The 18,858-nt window shown below is 60.9% G+C and carries 20 protein-coding genes; 6 read left to right on the top strand and 14 right to left on the bottom strand.

Annotation, left to right across the window (positions count from 1 at the left end; translation table 11 throughout):
• Nucleotides 1-74 precede the first annotated feature (74 nt).
• Both ABD727_RS10935 and ABD727_RS10930 read right to left on the bottom strand, forming a co-directional pair.
• The gene (locus ABD727_RS10935; protein ID WP_168068253.1) at nucleotides 75-905 is read right to left on the bottom strand and encodes a hypothetical protein; all 831 of its coding nucleotides are present in this window, start codon (nucleotides 903-905) and stop codon (nucleotides 75-77) included.
• Nucleotides 902-1,120: a hypothetical protein gene (locus ABD727_RS10930; protein WP_168068254.1), complete on the bottom strand. Its 219-nt coding sequence runs from the start codon at nucleotides 1,118-1,120 to the stop codon at nucleotides 902-904. Before ABD727_RS10930 ends, ABD727_RS10935 begins: the two co-directional genes overlap by 4 nt.
• Before the next feature lie 131 nt (nucleotides 1,121-1,251).
• Here ABD727_RS10930 and ABD727_RS10925 point away from each other — a divergent pair, with 131 nt between their 5' ends.
• A complete protein-coding gene (locus ABD727_RS10925) occupies nucleotides 1,252-2,439 on the top strand; it encodes a hypothetical protein (protein WP_168068255.1) in 1,188 nt (395 codons plus the stop codon).
• Here ABD727_RS10925 and ABD727_RS10920 read toward each other — a convergent pair.
• From ABD727_RS10920 to ABD727_RS10875, 10 genes are all read right to left on the bottom strand, one after another.
• Nucleotides 2,371-3,381 carry a hypothetical protein gene (locus ABD727_RS10920; RefSeq protein WP_168068256.1) on the bottom strand — a complete coding sequence of 337 codons (1,011 nt, stop codon included), beginning with the start codon at nucleotides 3,379-3,381 and terminating at the stop codon, nucleotides 2,371-2,373. The genes ABD727_RS10925 and ABD727_RS10920 overlap by 69 nt on opposite strands.
• A 134-nt stretch (nucleotides 3,382-3,515) precedes the next feature.
• Complete coding sequence (locus ABD727_RS10915) at nucleotides 3,516-3,674, bottom strand: hypothetical protein (RefSeq protein ID WP_168068257.1); 159 nt, start codon at nucleotides 3,672-3,674, stop codon at nucleotides 3,516-3,518.
• Nucleotides 3,671-3,958, bottom strand: a complete 288-nt coding sequence (locus tag ABD727_RS10910; RefSeq protein ID WP_168068258.1) for a hypothetical protein — start codon at nucleotides 3,956-3,958, stop codon at nucleotides 3,671-3,673. The genes ABD727_RS10915 and ABD727_RS10910 overlap by 4 nt, the downstream gene beginning before the upstream one ends.
• 65 nt (nucleotides 3,959-4,023) lie before the next feature.
• Nucleotides 4,024-4,929 (bottom strand): cation diffusion facilitator family transporter, encoded by a 906-nt coding sequence (locus ABD727_RS10905; RefSeq protein WP_168068259.1) that lies wholly within the window; start codon nucleotides 4,927-4,929, stop codon nucleotides 4,024-4,026.
• Between the two features lie 24 nt (nucleotides 4,930-4,953).
• The gene (gene copM, locus ABD727_RS10900; RefSeq protein WP_168068260.1) at nucleotides 4,954-5,292 is read right to left on the bottom strand and encodes a CopM family metallochaperone; all 339 of its coding nucleotides are present in this window, start codon (nucleotides 5,290-5,292) and stop codon (nucleotides 4,954-4,956) included.
• Between the two features lie 17 nt (nucleotides 5,293-5,309).
• Nucleotides 5,310-8,570: an efflux RND transporter permease subunit gene (locus ABD727_RS10895; protein ID WP_168068261.1), complete on the bottom strand. Its 3,261-nt coding sequence runs from the start codon at nucleotides 8,568-8,570 to the stop codon at nucleotides 5,310-5,312.
• A 45-nt stretch (nucleotides 8,571-8,615) separates the two neighbouring features.
• Nucleotides 8,616-9,827, bottom strand: coding sequence for an efflux RND transporter periplasmic adaptor subunit (locus tag ABD727_RS10890; RefSeq protein ID WP_344707413.1), 1,212 nt, complete (start codon nucleotides 9,825-9,827; stop codon nucleotides 8,616-8,618).
• Nucleotides 9,824-10,951: a TolC family protein gene (locus ABD727_RS10885; protein WP_344707412.1), complete on the bottom strand. Its 1,128-nt coding sequence runs from the start codon at nucleotides 10,949-10,951 to the stop codon at nucleotides 9,824-9,826. The genes ABD727_RS10890 and ABD727_RS10885 overlap by 4 nt, the downstream gene beginning before the upstream one ends.
• A 276-nt stretch (nucleotides 10,952-11,227) precedes the next feature.
• Nucleotides 11,228-11,542, bottom strand: a complete 315-nt coding sequence (locus ABD727_RS10880) for a hypothetical protein (protein WP_344707411.1) — start codon at nucleotides 11,540-11,542, stop codon at nucleotides 11,228-11,230.
• A 68-nt stretch (nucleotides 11,543-11,610) separates the two neighbouring features.
• Nucleotides 11,611-12,249, bottom strand: coding sequence for a cation efflux transmembrane domain-containing protein (locus ABD727_RS10875; protein ID WP_192585808.1), 639 nt, complete (start codon nucleotides 12,247-12,249; stop codon nucleotides 11,611-11,613).
• Nucleotides 12,250-12,473: 224 nt separating this feature from the next.
• Between ABD727_RS10875 and ABD727_RS10870 the strand changes: the two genes are divergently transcribed.
• Nucleotides 12,474-12,893: a MerR family DNA-binding protein gene (locus ABD727_RS10870; protein WP_168068265.1), complete on the top strand. Its 420-nt coding sequence runs from the start codon at nucleotides 12,474-12,476 to the stop codon at nucleotides 12,891-12,893.
• Nucleotides 12,894-13,449: 556 nt separating this feature from the next.
• Nucleotides 13,450-14,217, top strand: coding sequence for a hypothetical protein (locus ABD727_RS10865; protein WP_168068267.1), 768 nt, complete (start codon nucleotides 13,450-13,452; stop codon nucleotides 14,215-14,217).
• Between the two features lie 286 nt (nucleotides 14,218-14,503).
• Here ABD727_RS10865 and ABD727_RS10860 read toward each other — a convergent pair whose 3' ends face one another.
• Nucleotides 14,504-14,662 (bottom strand): hypothetical protein, encoded by a 159-nt coding sequence (locus ABD727_RS10860; protein ID WP_344707410.1) that lies wholly within the window; start codon nucleotides 14,660-14,662, stop codon nucleotides 14,504-14,506.
• Between the two features lie 14 nt (nucleotides 14,663-14,676).
• On the opposite strand from ABD727_RS10860, the gene ABD727_RS13975 reads away from it, so the two are divergent.
• The 3 genes from ABD727_RS13975 (at nucleotide 14,677) to ABD727_RS10850 (ending at nucleotide 17,753) form a co-directional block, all read left to right on the top strand.
• Nucleotides 14,677-14,973, top strand: a complete 297-nt coding sequence (locus ABD727_RS13975) for an HAD family hydrolase (RefSeq protein ID WP_168070810.1) — start codon at nucleotides 14,677-14,679, stop codon at nucleotides 14,971-14,973.
• A gap of 63 nt (nucleotides 14,974-15,036) precedes the next feature.
• The gene (locus ABD727_RS10855) at nucleotides 15,037-17,001 is read left to right on the top strand and encodes an ATP-binding protein (protein WP_344707409.1); all 1,965 of its coding nucleotides are present in this window, start codon (nucleotides 15,037-15,039) and stop codon (nucleotides 16,999-17,001) included.
• A 518-nt stretch (nucleotides 17,002-17,519) separates the two neighbouring features.
• On the top strand, nucleotides 17,520-17,753 hold the full coding sequence (locus tag ABD727_RS10850) for a hypothetical protein (protein ID WP_344707407.1): 234 nt from the start codon (nucleotides 17,520-17,522) through the stop codon (nucleotides 17,751-17,753).
• A 106-nt stretch (nucleotides 17,754-17,859) separates the two neighbouring features.
• Here ABD727_RS10850 and ABD727_RS10845 read toward each other — a convergent pair whose 3' ends face one another.
• A complete protein-coding gene (locus tag ABD727_RS10845) occupies nucleotides 17,860-18,774 on the bottom strand; it encodes a hypothetical protein (protein WP_192585811.1) in 915 nt (304 codons plus the stop codon).
• Nucleotides 18,775-18,858 lie beyond the last annotated feature (84 nt).

Here is an 18,858-nt window from a genome sequence, read left to right as displayed (position 1 = left end):
AGTCCGCTGAGCGACGGGCTCAGCGGTTAGTTCGCGCTCGAAGGCGCCTCGGTTCTCCTTGAAATGGGGTGGGTCTAGACGATACGCACAGGCGTCTCGTGGAAGATGGGCTGCGTGAGATCGATGCTGATGCGACCTCTGACGAGTAGCGCCTGAAGCACTGCCATGCCGCCTGGCGCGAAGCCGGGTTCGATGACCTCGGCGAGCTCTCCGTAGCTGCTAACCAGTCCGCATTTCAAAGCGAAGCTATCCAGCCGACGGATGTGATCGGGGCTGACCCGTGCGAAGCGACGCGACTGGAAAAGCTCGACGTTGTCACGGTGGTGACGCGACACGAAGATCTCGGGCGCCAGAACAATTTTGAACGTCCAGCCGCAGCGGCGACAGATTTCGGCGACCCCGGCAAGGGTATGACGGTAATCTTCGTCTTCGAGGTCGCGCTCGTTACGCTTGAGTTCGACGATTTCGACCGAGCCGTCCGTTTTCTGGACCTCGACGTCGCAAGTGTAGCGACGGAGCCGGCCATTCAACGGAAACTCGAAACGGCGGCGCTCGCTTTGGGCCCATTCTACTTCTTGATCTACCTCGCAGCGCATGAGGTAGGCGCGCTGCGTCATGCCTTCCCAGTATTGAAGACGGCGGCGCTTGTACGATGGCCACCAACCATTCTCGTGAGCGAGGTTACCGGTAAAGGTGCGCAAGGAACCACCGTGGACGGCTACATGCATGTGAGCCATCGTTACGAGTTCGTCGCCAGCCTCAGGCAAGTTCGTGAGCGGACGCACACGGGTACGATCGGGCGTGATTGCAGGATCTAGAAGCTGGCGAGCGATAGCAAAGCGCGGGTCGACGTGCGTGGCGACCGGTGTAGCTACGATATCGTCGTTTTGCTTGTTGCTGCTCATGCCTGCGGAGCCTGACGGCTGGACACGCGCACCCAGGAACGAGCCTGCCGCCGCCGCCAGCTGAGCCGCCGCATCGCATCGGTGATCACCGGGCGAGGAACGTCAGCCTTCATGCCATGACCCGACAAGTCGACATCTGCGCTGTCGTCAACGAGCGGCTTGATCGCGACTTCGGACTGGCCCTTCCGTGTGTCTGTCATGAAGCGCTCATCCATAATCGTTTCCACTTTTCTTGTCGGTGCGTGGCCATAGCTAGGGTTGAGTTGCGCTGGGCGCAAGCTCGCTGCTGACAAAAAATGTGAAAACGATGATTGCTCGTCATATTGATCCTGCGTAGGGTCGCAGCATGATCTCGGCAGCCGACCTTGAACTCGTGGCCAAGCATTCCGCTGACCGCGCCACCTTCGAGAGCAACGAAGCCACGCTCTTGGCACTGCCGCTCGTCAGCCAATCGGCCGTTCTGCAGCGCCTAAGGGCGATGGATAAGTACGTGGGGATGCCGAGCCCGACTGCTGCGGATGCCGCCACCTTGGCGGCGGATCTCGGCACGTCTGAGCGGAATTTCTACCGGCTGGTCCGAAAGTTTCGCGAGCATGGACCCGTGGCCGGGTTAGCTCCCAATTTTCGGGTGCGTCAGCGGGCATCGGCCGCTGCAGATGGTTTGGGCAAGGTTGCAGAAATAACCTTGGAGCGGATCCTGGAAACCGAAGAGGATGCGCGCTGGAAGGACGTCGTCGATGAAGTGCTGGCCGCCTGCCGAGCAGCGAACGTAGAGCCTCCTTCGACAGCTGCAATTAGGCGCCGTCTGCTAGCTCTTCGCGCCGAAGGCCGCTTGCGGGACGCCGGCGAACGCATTTTCGGTGAAAAGTGGCTTCTGGATCAATCGGCTATAACACTGACCCGTGAGAGCGATGAGGGGGTCGAGTATGTGGTCGTCACGCTGCTCATTGATCGGCAAACCAAGCTTATCGGTGGTGTTGGGCTTTTCAGACGAGGCAACCCGCTATCCGGTGTACTGTCCGCCCTTGTTGATGCCTGGTCTCGGGTGCCTGAATTTGCTGGCGCCGGCTTGAATGTTGCTTCTCGGGTTCGCGAATTCGACTGGGTTTATCCGGAGGACGCTCATGTATCGGGTTTCATGCTGGACTATGGCGTAACGAGAACGTCAGGTCGGGGACCACGCAGGCATGGTGAAAACATCTTTCGAATGATCGGCAACCGCTTGGGTCCGTACACCTTGTTAATTCGATCAACGGCAAACCCTCAGCTCGTCGATGAGCAGCTTGCGACCGCCCCTCTGCCTTTTGCAAAGGCTGAAGAGGTCGTGCGGCACGCCGTTGCGAAGTGGAATGAAGGCATTCTTCAACAGATGAAGGCTGGCCGGTCGCGAGACGCTCGTCGGAAGCGCCTGATCGAGATCATGCGGAGCATGACGGAGTTATTTCTTCGGGCGCTCGACGACTCGTCAGCTGCAATCCTCAAGGATGCCGAGCGCAAGATCACGCACGGACCGGGCGTTCTTGGGACTCACTAAGCCCGCGCATGGCCGGCCTCCTGCGAGCGACCGTCGGGCAAGGAGTTCGCCCACAACTGCTTGAGCGTGGTGGAGCGGAACGGCGAGATCAGGACGAGCCTTCACTCGGGCTCGCGGCGCAAACGGAATGCGCCCGATTTTTCGACCGACGGCGTTTGTCAGCGCAGTGCCGGGCGCGAGGCCAAGGGAAGCAGTGGTGTCGAGACGCAATTTGGCGGCTTGAGCAAGGCTCTCAACAACTGACATGTGCGACTGCAGGGCTGTCGAGACGATCAGTCGTTGACCCCGGTGACGGGAATGGGGCCCGCTTCTCCGATGATCGATGGCGTCCACAAATGCGTGCGCCACCGCTGACGTTTCTACAGGCTGCCCATCGAGGTGGAAGCCAAGCACTTCGCCGCTGTCGACGTGGATGATCGCGGTGAGCACGGCCAATTGCGGTTCGGCAGAAGCAACATGCACGGTCAGGTCGAGGGGGCATGCATCGAGGACGAAATCAGCGTCGCGGCGCATCCGACTCCGTAAATCAGGGTTCAGCACTGGCTTGCCAGTGCGTGTCCGGACCGCGTTCCACGAAGGCGGCGTCAGACCTTGCTCTTTGCATCGCCGGCTGCATTCGGCGAATATCTCGCTGTCACGTGCACCCGGACCAAGATCGGTGATGGTGTCGTCCAAGACGCTCCGCTTGTCGTGCCGAAGTTTGCTTTGCTGTCCCTGCGAGGAAACCTTCGGCGTTCCGCCCGCGCGAAGTTCGCGGACTGCGGCGGCGAGACGGAAGAAGCTGCGCTGAACCAGATTGAGCTCAGCAGCCGATCGATCTGCGTCAGCCGTCGTCGGCTTGTCGAGGGCAAGGTAACGGTCAACTACTTCCAACCTGCGGAGAGACTCAGCCCAGAGATGCGGAGGTAACTCCGCCAACTGCCTGATGATCTCGTCGCCCATTTCTTCCTCCGATGGAGTTCATCGGAGTCCGGATCTTCCTTCTTTTGCTGGCCTTGTGTTGTGCTGGGAACGAACGAGAGAGGTAAGGACTTGAATCAGCGTTCCGAGGATAACCGTTTGATCACGCAACTTCTTCAAAGCTTGCCCTTCGCGGCACGCTCGTCGAGGATCGCGTCGTTGGTCTCAGATGACGCTGGGCTGAGAGCGCGCCAAGCAGCGAAGGCGACGAGCGTCAGCAGCAACGCTAGCAAGGCAACTGCAAAGCCTCCGAGAACAGGACGGTCGTGCTTCATTTTGTCCCTGCCTGCTTTGCCATTCTCCGCTTCGCACGCTCGGTAAGGCAGATGGTGTTCGGCCCCATAGTGATTTCCCCACTATGGTGCATGTTGGTCAGAAGAGAGGGCAAACCGCCAACCTTCGCAATTCGCTCCGAGCACGACGCGTCGGTGGCGATTTCCCGATCGAGCATTTCGCGACTGATCGCTCCTCCGGCGTTGGCAATCCTCTGCCGAATGTCATCGTAGAGCGACCCTTTCGGAGTGAAGATCGGCGGGCCGATCCGGCCGTGATGTACCATGGGGTCTCCTTCTCACTCCACCGGTGATGAAGTGGTCAGAACTTGGTATCGCCGAGTGCCGATGATCAGGGATGAAGGGCACTCGCATCCTCACATTCTCTCCGCTCAACCTGGATCGTGGAGTGCTGCAGCTCAAACCGGTCGTGCAGCATGGTGGCGATTGCAATCCGCACTGTTTCGAAGTCGGCCCCTTCTTTGAGCTCGACGTGCGTTGAAAGGCTGTTGTCATCGCTGGTGAGCGACCAGACATGGAGGTCGTGGACGCCGGCCACCCCAGGGACATCCGAGATCGCTTTCCGGACCTCGGCGAGGGTGATGCCGCTTGGCACCCCTTCCAAAAGGATGCGGGTAGTGTCCTTGAGCAGGATCCAAGTACGAGGAAGGACCCACAGGCCGATACCGATGGCGACCAGTGGATCAACCCACTGCCAGCCGGTAGCCATGATCACGCCAGCACCGACGATCACGCCCAGCGACCCGAGCATATCCGCCCAGACTTCGAGGTATGCGCCTTTGACGTTCAGGCTCTGGTCCTTGCCAGCCGACAAAAGGCGCATAGCGATGATGTTTACGACGAGGCCGATCGTAGCGACGATCAGCATGCCGGTCGACTGCACTTCGCTCGGTTCGAAGAACCGCCGGATGCCCTCGACGAGAACGTAGGCGGCCACCGCGAAGAGCAGCAGCGCGTTGAAGGCGGCCGCTAGGATCTCGAACCTCCGGTAGCCGAAGGTTCGTTTCTCGTCGGCTGGACGCTGACCGATCTTCACTGCCGCCAATGCAATCGCCAAAGCTGCGGCGTCGGTGAACATGTGCGCCGCGTCGGACAGCAGGGCGAGGCTGTTGAAGACGTAGGCCCCGACCAATTCAGCGACGAGGAAGGTGGTGGTGAGGGCCAGAGCCCAGCCCAGCATCTTGCTGTTGGCCCCTGCCGCATGGTTATGGGCATGTTCGCCGTGACTATGCGCCATGCTGGTTCTCCTGCTGATCGTGCATCACTGCTTGCTTCCGTCATCTTGAGGTCGGGCGAGCCAACGCTCGAGCTGATCGATCTCGCTTTGCTGGTCCTTGATGATCTTCGTCGCCAAGGCGCGAAGTTCGGGATCCCGGCCGAGGCGCAATTGCGCCTCGGCCATCTTTACGGCGTCGCGGTGGTGCGGGATCATCCCCTCCGCAAAGCTCCGGTCCGGATTATCCGGATCGAGGGTCATGCCCATGCCTCCATGCGAGGTCTCGGTCTTTCGCTCCGCCGTCTTCTGCTCGTCACGCTGCGCTTGCGGGGCGCAAGCGGCGAGAAGAAGCGCTGCAAACGCGATTGGTGTTGCCGCTTTCATGTGTTGACCTTTCCTCATCATTCCGCCGGGACCGGTTCGCGGCCGAACGGATCTTCATTGCGGTAATCACCTTGGACATGGCGGGCCCGAGCCTTGTGCAGAAGGAAGTGGCTGATCGCTGGCAGCACGAAGAGCGTGAGGAATGTCGCCACGATCAGACCGGCAATCACCACGACCGCCAGCGGCTTTTGCACTTCGGCACCACGGCCCATGGCCAAGGCCATCGGCACGAACCCGATTGCCGGGACGACACCCGTCATCAGGACGGCCCGAACCCGTTCCATCATTCCTCCCCGGATGCTGGCATCGATGCTTTCGCCCGCGCCGATTCGCTGCTGGATACTGGTCATCACGACCAGGCCGTTCAGAACGGTGACCCCCGACAGCACAATGAAGCCGACGGCGGCCGAGATGGAGAAAGGGAAGCCGGACAGCACTAGGCCGAAGACGCCTCCGGCAAGCCCTAGCGGCACGGCCGAGTAGACGGCGAGCGCCGAGCTGAAGCTTCGCAGAGCCATGTAGAGGATGCCGAAGATCAGAAGGAACACCGCCGGGATGACCAGCGAGAGCCTCGCCGAGGCGGCCTGGAGATTTTCGTACTGGCCACCCCACTCGATGAAGACGCCGGGTGGCAGCTTCACGTCACGCTCGACCGCAGCGCGCGCGGCCTCGACATAGGAGCCGAGGTCGCGACCACGGACGTTGGCCTGAACGACCACGCGCCGTTGTCCGTTTTCCCGGCTGACCTGGTTCACGCCGTCAGCGAAGCGGAAGCTGGCGACCTCGCGAAGAGGAACCGAGGTCCGAGCTCCGGCACCGCTGTTCTCCAGCATCACTGGGAGGGCGCCGATGGCTTCGAGATTGTCGCGCGTCGGGTTGTCGAGCCGCACCACGATATCAAACCGACGGTCGCCCTCGAAGACGATGCCGGCCTCACGGCCGCCAAGGGCTGCCGCGACCGTGTTCGCAACCTCGTCGACCGTCAGCCCATAGCTCGCGATGGCGGGGCGGTTGAACAGCACCTCCAAGGTCGGGAAGCCAGCCGTCTGTTCGGAGCGAAGATCCGCCGTGCCTTGAACCTTGCCGATCGACGATGCGACCTGTGCCGCAACGGTCTCAAGCTTGGCGAGGTCGTCGCCGAAGACCTTGATAGCTACGTCCCCCCGAACGCCCGCAATGAGCTCGTTGAAGCGCATCTCGATGGGCTGACTGACCTCGAAGGCATTGCCGGTGAGCGAACCCATCTTCTCCTCGATGCGCTCGACCACCTCGTCCTTGGTGTCGACGCCTTCCGGCCACTCCTTGCTCGGCTTCAGGATGACGAAAGAATCCGAGATGTTTTGCGGCATGGGGTCTGTGGCGACCTCAGCCGTGCCCGTCTTCGAGTAGATGAAGGCAACCTCGGGAAGCGAGGAGATCGCCCGCTCAACCCTCAGCTGCATGGCCAGGGATTGATCGAGCGATGTTGAGGGAATGCGGATTGCCTGAACCGAGGCGTCGCCTTCGTCGAGTTGCGGAATGAACTCCTGACCCAGGGTCGTGAAGAGAACACCAGCGAGGGCGAAGACCCCCAAACCTGTGCCAATCCACGGCTTCGGCCGCGAGAGCACCTTGCCGAGGAGCGGCTCATACCGTTCCTTGGTCCAGCGGATGACCGCGACATCCTTCTCCGCAACCTTGCCCTTAATCAGCACGGCGACCATCGCCGGCACGAAGGTCAGCGAGAGGATGAAGGCACCAACGAGAGCGAAGATGACGGTGATCGCCATCGGCGTGAACATCTTACCTTCGACACCCGTAAAGGTGAGCAAGGGCGCGAACACGAGAAGAATAATTGCCTGCCCGTAAAGGGTCGGGCGGACCATCTCCTTGGCGGCCTCGAAGACCTCGTGCAGCCGCTCCGAGAGTTGAAGAAGGCGACCTTCGCGGTGCTGCCGTTCTGCTAACCTTCGCAGGCAGTTCTCGATGATGATGATCGAGCCGTCGACAATGAGACCAAAGTCGAGCGCGCCGAGGCTCATCAAGTTGCCCGACACCCCGTAGCGGGTCATGCCGATCGCCATCATCAGGAATGACAGCGGGATCACCAGCGCCGCGATGATGGCGGCGCGGATATTACCGAGCAGCCAGAAGAGAACGGCGATGACGAGAAGGGCGCCCTCGATCAGGTTCTTCTCGACCGTCGAGATCGTCGCATCCACGAGTGCTGAGCGATCGTAGAGGGGTGTCACCTTAACGCCGGGAGGGAGCGATTTGGCTACTTCCTGAAGGCGCTCGGCGACGGCCTCGGCAACGATCCGGCTATTCGAGCCAGCCAGCATCAACGCCGTTCCGACGATGACTTCCTTGCCATTGGTAGATGCTGCACCCGTGCGCAGCTCACCGCCCAATCGAACCGTCGCCACGTCCGACACGCGGACTGCAACCCCGTTGCGATTGGCGATAACCGTGCCGCCGATCTCGTCGATATGCCGGATGCGGGCATCGGCGCGCACCAGGAAGGCTTCACCGGCCCGCTGGATGAAGTTGGCGCCAACCGAGATGTTCGAGCCTTCGAGGGCGTCGGCAAGCTCGGTGAACGATACCCCGTAGGATGCCAGGCGAGCCGGGTCCGGCTGGACGACGAACTGCTTCTCATATCCGCCGATGCTGTCGACGCCGGCCAGGCCGGCCACGTTGCGCAGTTGCGGGCGGATCACCCAATCCTGGATGGTCCGCAGGTAGGCAAGCTTCGAAACCTCGTCTGTGAGCCTCTCCCCTTCGATGGTGAGGTAGGATCCATCGGGCTGAAAGCCGGGGCGGCCGGCGATCTTCGGATTTTTCGCTGTGGCGGTCGGCTCGTAATCGACCGACCACATCAGCACCTCGCCAAGACCGGTGGACACCGGCCCCATCTGCGGCTGAACGCCATCCGGCAGGCTTTCGCTCGCCTGGGCCAGCCGTTCCGCGACCTGTTGCCGGGCGAAGTAGATGTCGACCTTCTCGTCGAACACCGCTGTCACCTGCGCGAAGCCATTGCGCGAGATCGACCTCGTATAATCGAGGCCAGGAATGCCAGCGAGCGTGGTTTCCATCGGGAAGGTGACAAGCCGCTCCATGTCGAGCGGGCTGAACTGCGGGGCAGAGACGTTGACCTGCACCTGCTTGTTAGTGATGTCGGGAACGGCGTCGATGGGCAGCTTGAAAAGCTGGAAGGCGCCATACAGCGCGATCACCAAGGTCAGGCCTATTGTGGCCCAGCGGAAGCGGATCGCAGCGTCGAGAATACGCTCAATCATGTGGGATCAATCCTGATGAGATGGGGCGAGGAGCGGGCAACACGATCAGTGTTCCGCTTCACTCGCTCCAAGCTGCGACTTGAGGGCGAAGGCACCGCGCGAGACGACTGCCTGACCGGGCTGAAGGCCTTTCAGGATCTCGACCCGGCCGCCGCTGCGTTGGCCGATCTGGACCGGAACGGCTTGGAAGCCGCCCTTCACCTGGACAAACACGGTGTCGCGGCCCTCGATCTGCTGGATGGCATCTTCGGGAAGGATGATGCCGGTGACCTCGCTGTTGCTCGGTGTGATGCGGGTACGGACCGCCTGGCCCTGGCGCAGACCGCCAGGAGCACCGGAAAGTTGCAGGACGACTCCTACCGCCCGGCTCTGCGCGTCGGCCGATGGAGTGATCGAGCGAACCCGAGCCTCGACGATGCCGCCTCCGGGAAGCTCCACGACCGCTCGATCGCCCGGTTGGAGCCGCTGCGCTTCGGGCACGGGAACAGCCGCCTCAACCTGGATGCTATTGGGATTGGAGACGTTGAAGAGCTCCGCGCCAGCAGCCACATAGGCGCCGAGCTGCGTGTCCACCTCGGTGATCCTGCCGCCAATCGGTGACCGTACTGCAAGGTAGCGGCCGTCGCCGGTAACGCCGGCTGTCCTGACGGCTGCTTCGGCACGTTGCAGTTCGGCTTCGGCCGTCTGCCGAACGGCGACGGCGGCTTCCAGGTCTTGCCGGGCGGTCACCTTTGCGTTGAATAGCCGTTGCTCGCGGGCCGCAGCAGCTCGCGCTGCCTGAGCCCGGGCTGCGGCAGCGTTGCGCTCGGCGACGAAGGCTGCCGCTTCACGGCTTTCCAGCAGGGCGATCGTCTCACCGGCGCCGACAGGATCGCCAAGCCGCTTGTTGATGCGGGTGATAGCGCCGTCGGCCCTGGCAGTGACTAGCGCTTGCCCTTCGGGTGGCGCGGTCACGATTGCCTGCGAGATGACTTCTGAGAGGATGGAGCCCGAGGAGACCCGCTCGACGGCAATGCCGTTTGTCGCCAGCTGAACCGGCGTCATGGGAATAAAGCCCTCGGGACCGTGCTCCTCGCCTTCTTCCGCTTCGGCAGCAGGGGCTTCGGCGCTCCTCGCGACGGGTTCGGGTGCCATGCTCCTGCCAATCAGCACGCCGCCCAGGCCGGCGAGTAGGGCGAGCGCGGCTCCGCCAGCCATGAACTTGGAGCGGCCATCACGGATACGGATGGCGGTGGTTGCGCGTTCGATCACGGTCATTGGGGATCCTGTTGTGCTGCGACCCGGCCGAGTTCGGCGGTCGCGAGAGCCTGCGCGAGGCGGGCATCGATGAGGGCTGCTTGAGCTTCGCGGTACGCCGACTGGGCATCGAGCAATTCGACCAGCGAAGCCCGGCCTTGAATGTAGGCTAGGCGCGACAGCCGAAGCGCCTCGGTGGCCTCCGGAATGGCGGACCGCTCGAGCGCTTCCACCCGTGTCGTGGCCGACTGAACGTTGGTCACAGCATTCGCAGCTCTGACCTGCACCGACGCGCGAATGTTGGCGAGATTGGCTTCAGCAGAGCGGATGCCGGCCCGAGCGGCTTCGATATTGCCCCGGTTGCGGTCGAAAACCGGCAGTGGTAGCGACACTCCGCCCACGAGCGCCACGGCGCCCGCCTCTCGCACATGGCGGATACCCAATCCTACGGCGGGGTCGAGCCGGCTGGCGGCCTGCTCTTGTCTCAGCGTCGCTTCGGCAACGAGGCGTTCGGCCTCGGCTAGGCGCACCTCGAGGCTGATCCCGGGGTTTACGAGCCTCGGCGTGAGATCGATGAGACCCCCGCTCAGGCTCTGGACCGGATCGGTAACGCCAAAGAGCGAAACCAAGGTCGCTCGGGAAGACCGCTCCTCGGCACGCGCTGCCTCAAGGTCTGCGGCAGCTTGTGTCGCCGCCGATCTCGCGCGGAGGGCGCGAAGGGGAGGCTCACGGCCATTGTCGACCAAGATCTGGGCGATGCGTGCGAGTTCTCGGGCGCGCTCATTGTTGTCTTCCGCCAAGCGGAGACGGTCGCGAGCCACGATGGCGCGAGCGAACTGTTCCCTCACCGATTGGGCGAGGTCTGCGCGGGCGATGCTGAGCCGGATGCGTTCGGCCGTCAGCGCGGCTTGCGCCGCCGTAACGCGGGCTCGCCGGCGCCCGCCGAGATCGAGGCGCTGGTTCACTGCGACCGTAGTCTCGGTCGCCCGCAACCCGGCCAGATCGCCGGTCCCGAGAAAGTTCTCGACCTCGACGCTGAGCTCCGGGTTGGACCGAAGACCGGCCTGTCCGATGCGGGCGGATGCCGCCTCGACGCGAGCGCGGGCAGCAAGCACTGCCGGTGATCGGGCTTCGGCTTCCTCCAATGCTTGAACAAGCGTCAGCGACGATGGAAGCGGTCCGCTTCGCGGCACCAGCACGGGAAGGTTCGCAGAAGGTAAGGGCGCTGGAGGCCCAGCGCGGGGTGTAGCAGTGGGCGAGCCGACGCGCGGCGTAGCAGGCGTACTCACCTGCGCACCGGCACCCGCCACGGGTACGAAGGCTACGGCGATAGCCGCAGCGAGAAAACGAGACATGTAGAAGGACTCCTGACGGCACTGAAAGAGCCAGCCGGACCGCATCCAGCCAGCGTCAGCGTGTCGTCAGGCGATCGGGGGGCGCAATGCGGTCCCGGGGTCGTTGCCGAAGTGGAACGCGGCCGTGGGCGCGATCACATTCGCGGCGGCAACGTTTGGAAGAGCGTCGCTGGTGTCTTCCAACGGTGTGCCCACACAGTGACCATGGCAGGCACTGTGATGATGCGGTGTCGCCTTGTCGCCGTCTGCAGGGACCTCATCGCTGTCCCCGTCGAAGTGGCCCTCGGCGCTCGCCGACAACTCGGCGCAGCCAAACGCCTCGGCCGCATGCGCTACGCTGCCCGTCCAAAGGACAAGCATCAGCATCAGGGCACTGACCAAGGGTAGAATGCGACGCATCGTGAGCCGGCCTCTACCAGCGATGCTTGGAAAAGGGAAAGCCCATGCCTTTACGGGTGCACTGCAGCTTGGGTCGAAGCCGTTCGAAGCTCCGCCATTGCGAGCCGCACGATCTTCCAGCCGCCGGCAAAACTGAGGGCCGCCATCAAGCCAGCCACGATCAGATCAGGCCACCGCGTGCCGCTTCCGAATACCCCCACTGCGGCGGCCACAACCGCTATATTCGCGATCGCGTCGTTGCGGCTGCAGATCCAGACGGACTGCATGTTGGCATCACCCGAACGCCAGCGGAACAGCATCACAGCGACAGCGATGTTGGCCACGAGCGCCGCGATGCCGACGCCGCCCATGACGAATGGTTCGGGACTGGACCCCTGCAAGGCAGCAACGACGACGGCGGTGACCACGTAAGCGCCGAGCAGAAGGAGGGTGATGCCCTTGAAGAGGGCGGCACGCGCGCGCCAGGCGAGCGCCATACCCGCAACGCCGAGCGATATGGCGTAATTGGCGGCGTCCGAAAAGAAGTCGAGCGCATCGGCCTGAAGCGACTTGCTGTCGGCCATGACGCCGGCGATAAGCTCGATGGCAAACATCCCGCCATTTACCGCCAGTGCAATCCACAGCGCTTGACGCCAGAGCGCATCGGTCGCCGCGTTGGACACCTCCGACGGACAGTGATTGCAAGCCATTTGTCACCTCGACCGAATCGGTGTGATAGGTTTATGGACCTTGTAGCAAGTACAGGGTCAAGCGCCGATCCGAACGTCGGCACCGCTTCATCAACGCCAAGGCTGACACTCGGGCATTTCGATGATGCGTTGGAGATCGTGAAACCCTGAAGCCAAGATTCAGCAAGGAATGAGTCGACGGACTTGGGCTGGGCGTTTTATCGCCGGTCCGAGGGGACACTGACATGGCATTGAAAATCGGTCAGCTCGGAAAGGCGACCGGGACGAACACGGAAACCATCCGCTATTACGAACGAATTGGCCTTCTTCCGAAGGCCGGGCGGACAGACGGAAACTACCGTAACTACGATGTCCGAGACGTTGAACGCCTGACGTTCATTCGCCACGCGAGAGGCCTCGGTTTTGAGATCGCAGATATTCGGTCGCTGCTCGAGTTATCGGAATCCCCGGACCAAGATTGCAGTGAGGCCGACCGGATCGCAAGCCAGCAACTTACGGCCGTCAAACGAAAGATTGGGCAGCTCACTAAGCTACAGGCCGAGCTCAAGCGCATGATCTCGCAGTGTAGAGGTGGGCAGATTTCAGATTGCCGGATCATGCTTTCATTGGCTGATCACGAGCAATGCATGGATGACCACGCTTAGCACTTAAACCTTGTAGTCGCTATAACCTTTTCTATGTTTCGCAGCTCCATTCATCGAGCAGGGACATGGTGATCAAGCGAGGGACACACCGCGATCTCAGTGGAGCCGGACTGCGAACATTCGGCCGAATCGCTGAAGGTTGGGGTTTGAACGAGGCTGAGCAGACAGCCATTTTGAGCCTGAATCTGAATGATAGATCGGTTGTATCGGCCGCAGATCATGTCCCTCCGCTCAGCGAGGACACTCTTCTCAGACTTTCATACATATTCCGGATCTACCGGGCGATAAACACGCTCTTACCTGCCGAAGGTCGCGCGGCCCAGTGGATGCGTTCGCCGGGGAAGGTGCCGATGTTCGAGGGGCGCTCGGCAATCGAAACCCTTACAACCGGCCATTTAGACGTCCTGCGCATGCTAGCCGAGTACCTCGAAGCCCAATGCCAATAAGACCATGATGGTGGCGCTCATAATGCTCACCCTGTAAACCTTGTAGTTACTTTAAGGTTAACCTACCTTCGTCTGCGGCCGTTCGATTGCGGTCAGACAGGGAGCATAGGATGCAAGATTGGATTGATTGCCCGGCCTCGGCGATGGCGCCTTTTGATCCAGCGCGAGTGCGTCAGCATCATGAGAGCGATGTCCAAAGCATCTCTTTCTGCGATCCGCTCGAGCCAGATTCCCCCAGCGACATCAGGATTACCCTGACGCATCGCCAGCTCGGTCGACTGGTATTCGTTGCGGCGGAGACCGGCTCACGCTTCGCTCGGGAACGTTCGTCCTATGACCCCGCCGCCTGGATGGCGGCACCCAGGAGCCTGTTCGGTGGTCGCAACGCACTGACTGCGTGCGTGGATCGCACCATGTTCATGCGGGCGATCGTTCTGCATGGAGCAACAGCTGTTTATGACATGGCGCCGCAGGACATGTCTGAGCTGCTTTCCTCTTCGGACTGCGATGACGAAGCTCCGATCGTGATCCGACATGCTGACCGCAGCCTCAAACGGGATGACATTGCGCTGATGCAGTGGGGACCGACACTCTTCACGGCGACGTACGCTGAGCAGGGTCAGGACGGGGTTCTTCACGTATTCTTCGCAACGATGGCAACCGACGAAGGTGCTGCAAGAGAGCAGTTGCGGGAACGGCTCGGGGGGCGGGTGTCGAGCATCGCCACCGTCCGGGCTGGATTCGACCCCTCTCAGCCTGTGGCCATTTCCCTGCTCTCCGAGGCAATGGCGTACTTGCTGGCCCAAATCACACATGAGCCGAACTCAGCGCTCGCGGCTGGCTTCAACGTCCTGATTGAACACCGTTTCGATCAATAGCTGCTGAGCCCGGCAGCTTGCGCGCTGATCGATTGCGACTGCTCCTGTGAGGGGAAGGCAGACGGTCGACGCGCAAGCTGCCAATGGGCAATACCTCGCCCGGAAGGACATCTTCGAAATCCCTATACCGAACTCAACTGACAGACCGCCAATCGCCCAACGGCGAACCCTCGACTGGCGGCCACAAGCAATTGCATTCGACTGCTACGACACGCTGCTGACGATCACGAACAGGAGAGGGCCCTATCAGCAGCTCGCGGCACTTGCTGGCGGCCGCTTGGACCCGTCACCGATGACTTTGCCCATGTCGCTTAGGGATGTTGTCGAGCGCAACATGCCTCGGATTGAACTTCGGGCTGGCATACTGGAAAAACTCGAAGCCGATCTGCTGAATGAACTCGCCTCCGTTCAGCCTTTGCCAGGTGCAATCGAAGCGCTGCAGCATTTGCGTGACCTGGGATATCGCCTTGCGGTCGCATCCACCTCGCCCTGCCGTACTCCGAGCCACTCAAAAACTGGCTGGGCAGTCTGGTCGACGTCCAGATTCTTTCCTTTGAGGTAGGCTCGGCCAAGCCATCAGCCCTCTTCTATGAAGAGACATGCAAGCGCTTAGCTGTAGAACCTTCGGAGGTCCTGATGGTGGGGAACTCGCTGAAGAACGACGTTGTCGCAGCCGAAGCCGCCGGGTTGCAAGCTCGACACCTTCGGCTTGGGGAACGCCTTCAGCAAACCTTGCGAGATCTTCTGCAAGGCTGAAGTGCGTATCGCTTTCCGCAGGCCTCGGGGCTAGGTTTCTTGGTGAAACAGCGGCCAGAGTCCATGACGACCCTCAACCTTCAAGCGAAGCAAGATTTCTTGGAACGGGACGCGGCGACCCGCGATCCGCTCCGGGCGCTTTCTGAGTTCGTTTGGAATGCCCTTGATGCCGACGCCAGCAAGGTCGAGATCCAGCTTGAGCGCAACGATCTAGGTGGTCTGGCAGCGATCCGCATTGTCGACGACGGAACCGGCATCAGCGCTCAGCATGCAGAAGTCGACTTCGGCAATCTCGGCGCAAGCTGGAAACGGGATGCACACCGTACGTCAAACCTAGGCCGAGCCATACACGGTAAGGAAGGGCGGGGACGCCTTCGCTTCTTCTCGCTTGCGCAGCGCGCCCGGTGGTTCTCCACCACGAGGGAGATCGTGCCGGGTGCGGAAGAGGGGCCGCTAACGTCGCGAGCGATCGAGATACACTCGAAATCCCTAGAGCGCTGCGAGGTGAGCGAGGCAGAGAGCCCATTTGCCGAAACGCCCGGCACAAGCGTAGTGCTTACAATGTTGAAGAGCACGTTCGACGAGCTATCCAGCACCGAGGCATTCAGCAGGTTCAGCACGCTATTTGCGCCCTACGTGCTGCAGTACCCAAACGTCGAGATCTGGTACAACGGCTTCAAGGTCGATCCGAACCTGACCATCCGGCGGTGCGAGGACCTTCCGGCCTTAATCGTCCAGCTTTCAGATCGGACGATCAACGACCTCAAGGTGAAGGTCATCGAGTGGAAGGCGGCCACGGACACCCGTCAGATCCATTTCGGGGGCGAAGACGGTATCGTGCTGGGATCGCAGCCGGCGCATGTCACCGCGCCCGGTTTTGAGTTTTCGGCTTATGCGTACAGCGCCTATTTCCAAGAAGTCGCCGACCATAACTTGCTGGAGCTCGACGACCTCAACGAGCCAGATTTCGTTGTCGTCCTGTCACATATTCGGGAGGCTTTGTCCGAGTATTTCCGCGCTCGGCTCAGCGAACAATCCCTCGGCATTATTCAAGATCTGAAGGACCAGGGCGCATACCCCTATGAGGGCGAGCCGCGTGACCAGATCGAACGGCGAGAGCGTCAGGTCTTCGACATCGCCACCTATGCCATCAATTCACATTCCCGCGATTTTTCCAAGGCGGAAGCGTCGCTGAAGAAGATGACGCTGACGCTGCTCAAGGAGGCTATCAAGCGTAATCCCGACGACCTTTCGACCATCCTGAAGGCCGTTGTGAACCTGCCAAAGGGCAAGCAGTCGGAATTCTCCTCGCTTCTCAAGAAGACCGAGCTGGGCAACATCATCGGTGCATCGAGCCTGATCTCGGACCGGGTTACCGCGCTCGAAGTTCTGAAAGGTATCATCTTCGACCCGAGGCACCGGCAGAAGGTGAGGGAACGGGGCGAACTCGACGCGCTGATTCGCGACCATACATGGCTCTTCGGCGAGCGATTTCACATCACCATGGGCGAGTCCGGCCTGAGCAAGGTCATGAACCGCGTGGCGGAGGATCTCGGCCAAAAACGCAATGGGAGGAAGGTCACGAAGAAGAACGGCTCAGTGGCGCGAGTTGACGTGTTCCTCGGCAGGTCAGTGCCACACTCCGACGCTGGCAAGCGCGAATTCCTGCTCATCGAGCTCAAGCGCCCGTCGCTGAAGCTCGGTCGCAAGGAACTCGATCAAGTCGAGGATTACGTCACCGCAATTAGGTCGGAGCCCGAGTTTCTCCACACTGACACCACGTGGAACTTCTTCTTGGTGGCCAGCGAGTACGAGCCAGAAGTCGCTGGGAGGATTCACCAAGCCGATCGCCCACCAGGGCTGTTCCTCTACGGCGATAACTTCAAGTTCTGGGTCAAGACCTGGGCAGAGATCGTCCGCGAGAATGAGGCTAGACTGCACTTCGTGCAGGAGAAGCTGCAGGTGGATGTCTCGGACGCAGAGATTGAGACAAAGATTGAGGATCTGAGAAGACTTGTGACCCAGTAGGATTCCGAGTGCAAAGATGCGTCTATCTACACTGGGAGGTTCGTGCGACGTGTGCCAGACGGCGCCGAGTGGACTTGAAGGCGAAAGGGCAGGGTTGACCCACTTTCAGACGTTCAGGCCTTAATCGACGCTGCCCGCGAGCGGACGTTCGTTCATCGAGGCGGCTTCGGCCGCAAAGACCCAGAAACTGACGTTCAGGGCTGCCCGCCTCATACCCGTAAGCGGACGATCGTTCATTCAAGCGGGCTACGGCCCGAAAGACCCACGCTCGGACGCTCAGGCTCCTATCGGGACCGCTCATAAGCGGACGCCTGTTCATTGAGGCGAGCTGCGGCCGCTGAGACCCACAAGTTGACGTCCGGAGAGGCTTCGCCGCGTCCTGTAAGCGGAAATACGCTAATTCGTCCAAATCCACCTAAGTGCGCTGTTGCAGTCGCGCTGCTCTCCCGCAATCTGACGGATAGTTGAGGCTGGTGTGGAGGGAGCATTCAGTGGCTAAGGATGACACGGAGAGTGGCATGATACACTTTGCCATGAACCCCACTCCCGAAGGCGCGCGGTTGTTGACCGACTACCGCCTGCACGAGGCGATTAGGTTGTCTGACCGTGGGCAGTACCACGTTCAAGCAATTGCGGAGGCTGAGCTTCGGCGTCGGGAGGCCTGGCGTGCGCCAGCTGGACGAGCGTTCTGGATTTCGATCGTGTCAGTATTGATAGCTTTCGGCGCCCTGGCAATTGCGATCATCAAGTGACATTGGCAGTCAGGTCGCAAGGGCTTGGTGCCAAAGACAATCTCACCAGTTCATGCGAACGATTGTTACCCGCGTTCCTGCGATGCTGGCGCCGCACTCGCCTCACTCAGGCCGTCAAAACCCCAGCTTGCTCATAACGCGTTGGAGCCGCGCTGAGATCATTGATGGTGTAGGTCCAGCTCCTACCGAGTGGGGGTGTGTCGGTCTCTACATAGGAGCCGGGCACGCGGCATACGAGCGTGAAGTGAGATCGTAACTGCGCCGCTATGCCAAAGCCGAGCGCCTGAGGCTTGGTGCCAAGGCATAGACCGACCTCGTTGAAGCGTTTGTCGCTATCAAGCACTGAGATCACAGCAGCGCTCGTGGCAACAACACCTCCAGCTGAACACTGGATCACATCCTCGATTGGGACATCCAAATTGCTCGCCAGTGCCTGTGACTCAGCTTCACTACGCTCTTCATATTCGACGGTGAAGCCAGGTTTAGGAGTGACGAGGATGTGGCGCTCCGCCTCGTATGACCGGATGAACTTGCGAGCTTGGAAAGTCTCGAATCCGACAGATGCAATAATGCGGATCTTGCGGTCAGGATTAAGCTCCCCCTCTAGATAGGGGACCGGAAAAGACGTCCATTCGCCTTGGGTGAAAGCATGATCTGCCGCGAGCGTGCTGTTTGCCCCTACCGGTGCATACTGGCCTTCGGCGTAGAAGAAAGTGATCGACCGAACGGCGCCCGCCTTCACCGAAAATCCGAGAATTAAGAGCAGATAGTATTTCGGCAAGCACGTCATATCGACAACTAAGTCAATCGGTCGTTCAAGTCGCGCCTTAACGGCGACAATAAATTTGCCGAACGCATCCCGCCAGCCGAAAAAATCGTGCACGGTGAGGCTGGGAAGGTCGATATAGTTGTTGGTATGGCTGCGTGCGTGCTCGATAAGAACCGCATCGTGCTCCGCGCGACGTCCCGATTTGCCGGCTTCAACAAAGCGGACGACTGCTGCAGAGTCGAACGTATCCATTTTTGCAGTCCGGATCTCCGTACACCGTCGCTCCCAACTCGAAACACATATTAGTGCATCGCCGCGCAACGAATGCTCGACGGT

The sequence above is a fragment of the Sphingomonas swuensis genome, assembly GCF_039538045.1.
In the GTDB taxonomy this organism is placed as follows: Bacteria; Pseudomonadota; Alphaproteobacteria; order Sphingomonadales; family Sphingomonadaceae; genus Sphingomicrobium; species Sphingomicrobium swuense.
The sequence above is the reverse complement of the archived record's forward strand: the minus strand, read 5'-3'. Positions and strand labels throughout refer to the sequence as shown.

Bases quoted from the DNA above. Each gene is read 5' to 3' on its own strand.
- ABD727_RS10850 (WP_344707407.1), top strand. From the start codon at position 17,520: ATGATACACTTTGCCATGAACCCCACTCCCGAAGGCGCGCGGTTGTTG.
- copM (WP_168068260.1), bottom strand. From the start codon at position 5,292: ATGAAAGCGGCAACACCAATCGCGTTTGCAGCGCTTCTTCTCGCCGCT.
- ABD727_RS10905 (WP_168068259.1), bottom strand. From the start codon at position 4,929: ATGGCGCATAGTCACGGCGAACATGCCCATAACCATGCGGCAGGGGCC.
- ABD727_RS10925 (WP_168068255.1), top strand. From the start codon at position 1,252: ATGATCTCGGCAGCCGACCTTGAACTCGTGGCCAAGCATTCCGCTGAC.
- ABD727_RS10875 (WP_192585808.1), bottom strand. From the start codon at position 12,249: ATGGCTTGCAATCACTGTCCGTCGGAGGTGTCCAACGCGGCGACCGAT.
- ABD727_RS10855 (WP_344707409.1), top strand. From the start codon at position 15,037: ATGACGACCCTCAACCTTCAAGCGAAGCAAGATTTCTTGGAACGGGAC.
- ABD727_RS10915 (WP_168068257.1), bottom strand. From the start codon at position 3,674: ATGAAGCACGACCGTCCTGTTCTCGGAGGCTTTGCAGTTGCCTTGCTA.
- ABD727_RS10845 (WP_192585811.1), bottom strand. From the start codon at position 18,774: ATGGATACGTTCGACTCTGCAGCAGTCGTCCGCTTTGTTGAAGCCGGC.
- ABD727_RS10920 (WP_168068256.1), bottom strand. From the start codon at position 3,381: ATGGGCGACGAGATCATCAGGCAGTTGGCGGAGTTACCTCCGCATCTC.
- ABD727_RS10935 (WP_168068253.1), bottom strand. From the start codon at position 905: ATGAGCAGCAACAAGCAAAACGACGATATCGTAGCTACACCGGTCGCC.
- ABD727_RS10860 (WP_344707410.1), bottom strand. From the start codon at position 14,662: ATGCTGCAGCGCTTCGATTGCACCTGGCAAAGGCTGAACGGAGGCGAG.
- ABD727_RS10890 (WP_344707413.1), bottom strand. From the start codon at position 9,827: ATGACCGTGATCGAACGCGCAACCACCGCCATCCGTATCCGTGATGGC.
- ABD727_RS10910 (WP_168068258.1), bottom strand. From the start codon at position 3,958: ATGGTACATCACGGCCGGATCGGCCCGCCGATCTTCACTCCGAAAGGG.
- ABD727_RS10895 (WP_168068261.1), bottom strand. From the start codon at position 8,570: ATGATTGAGCGTATTCTCGACGCTGCGATCCGCTTCCGCTGGGCCACA.
- ABD727_RS10870 (WP_168068265.1), top strand. From the start codon at position 12,474: ATGGCATTGAAAATCGGTCAGCTCGGAAAGGCGACCGGGACGAACACG.
- ABD727_RS10930 (WP_168068254.1), bottom strand. From the start codon at position 1,120: ATGGATGAGCGCTTCATGACAGACACACGGAAGGGCCAGTCCGAAGTC.
- ABD727_RS10865 (WP_168068267.1), top strand. From the start codon at position 13,450: ATGCAAGATTGGATTGATTGCCCGGCCTCGGCGATGGCGCCTTTTGAT.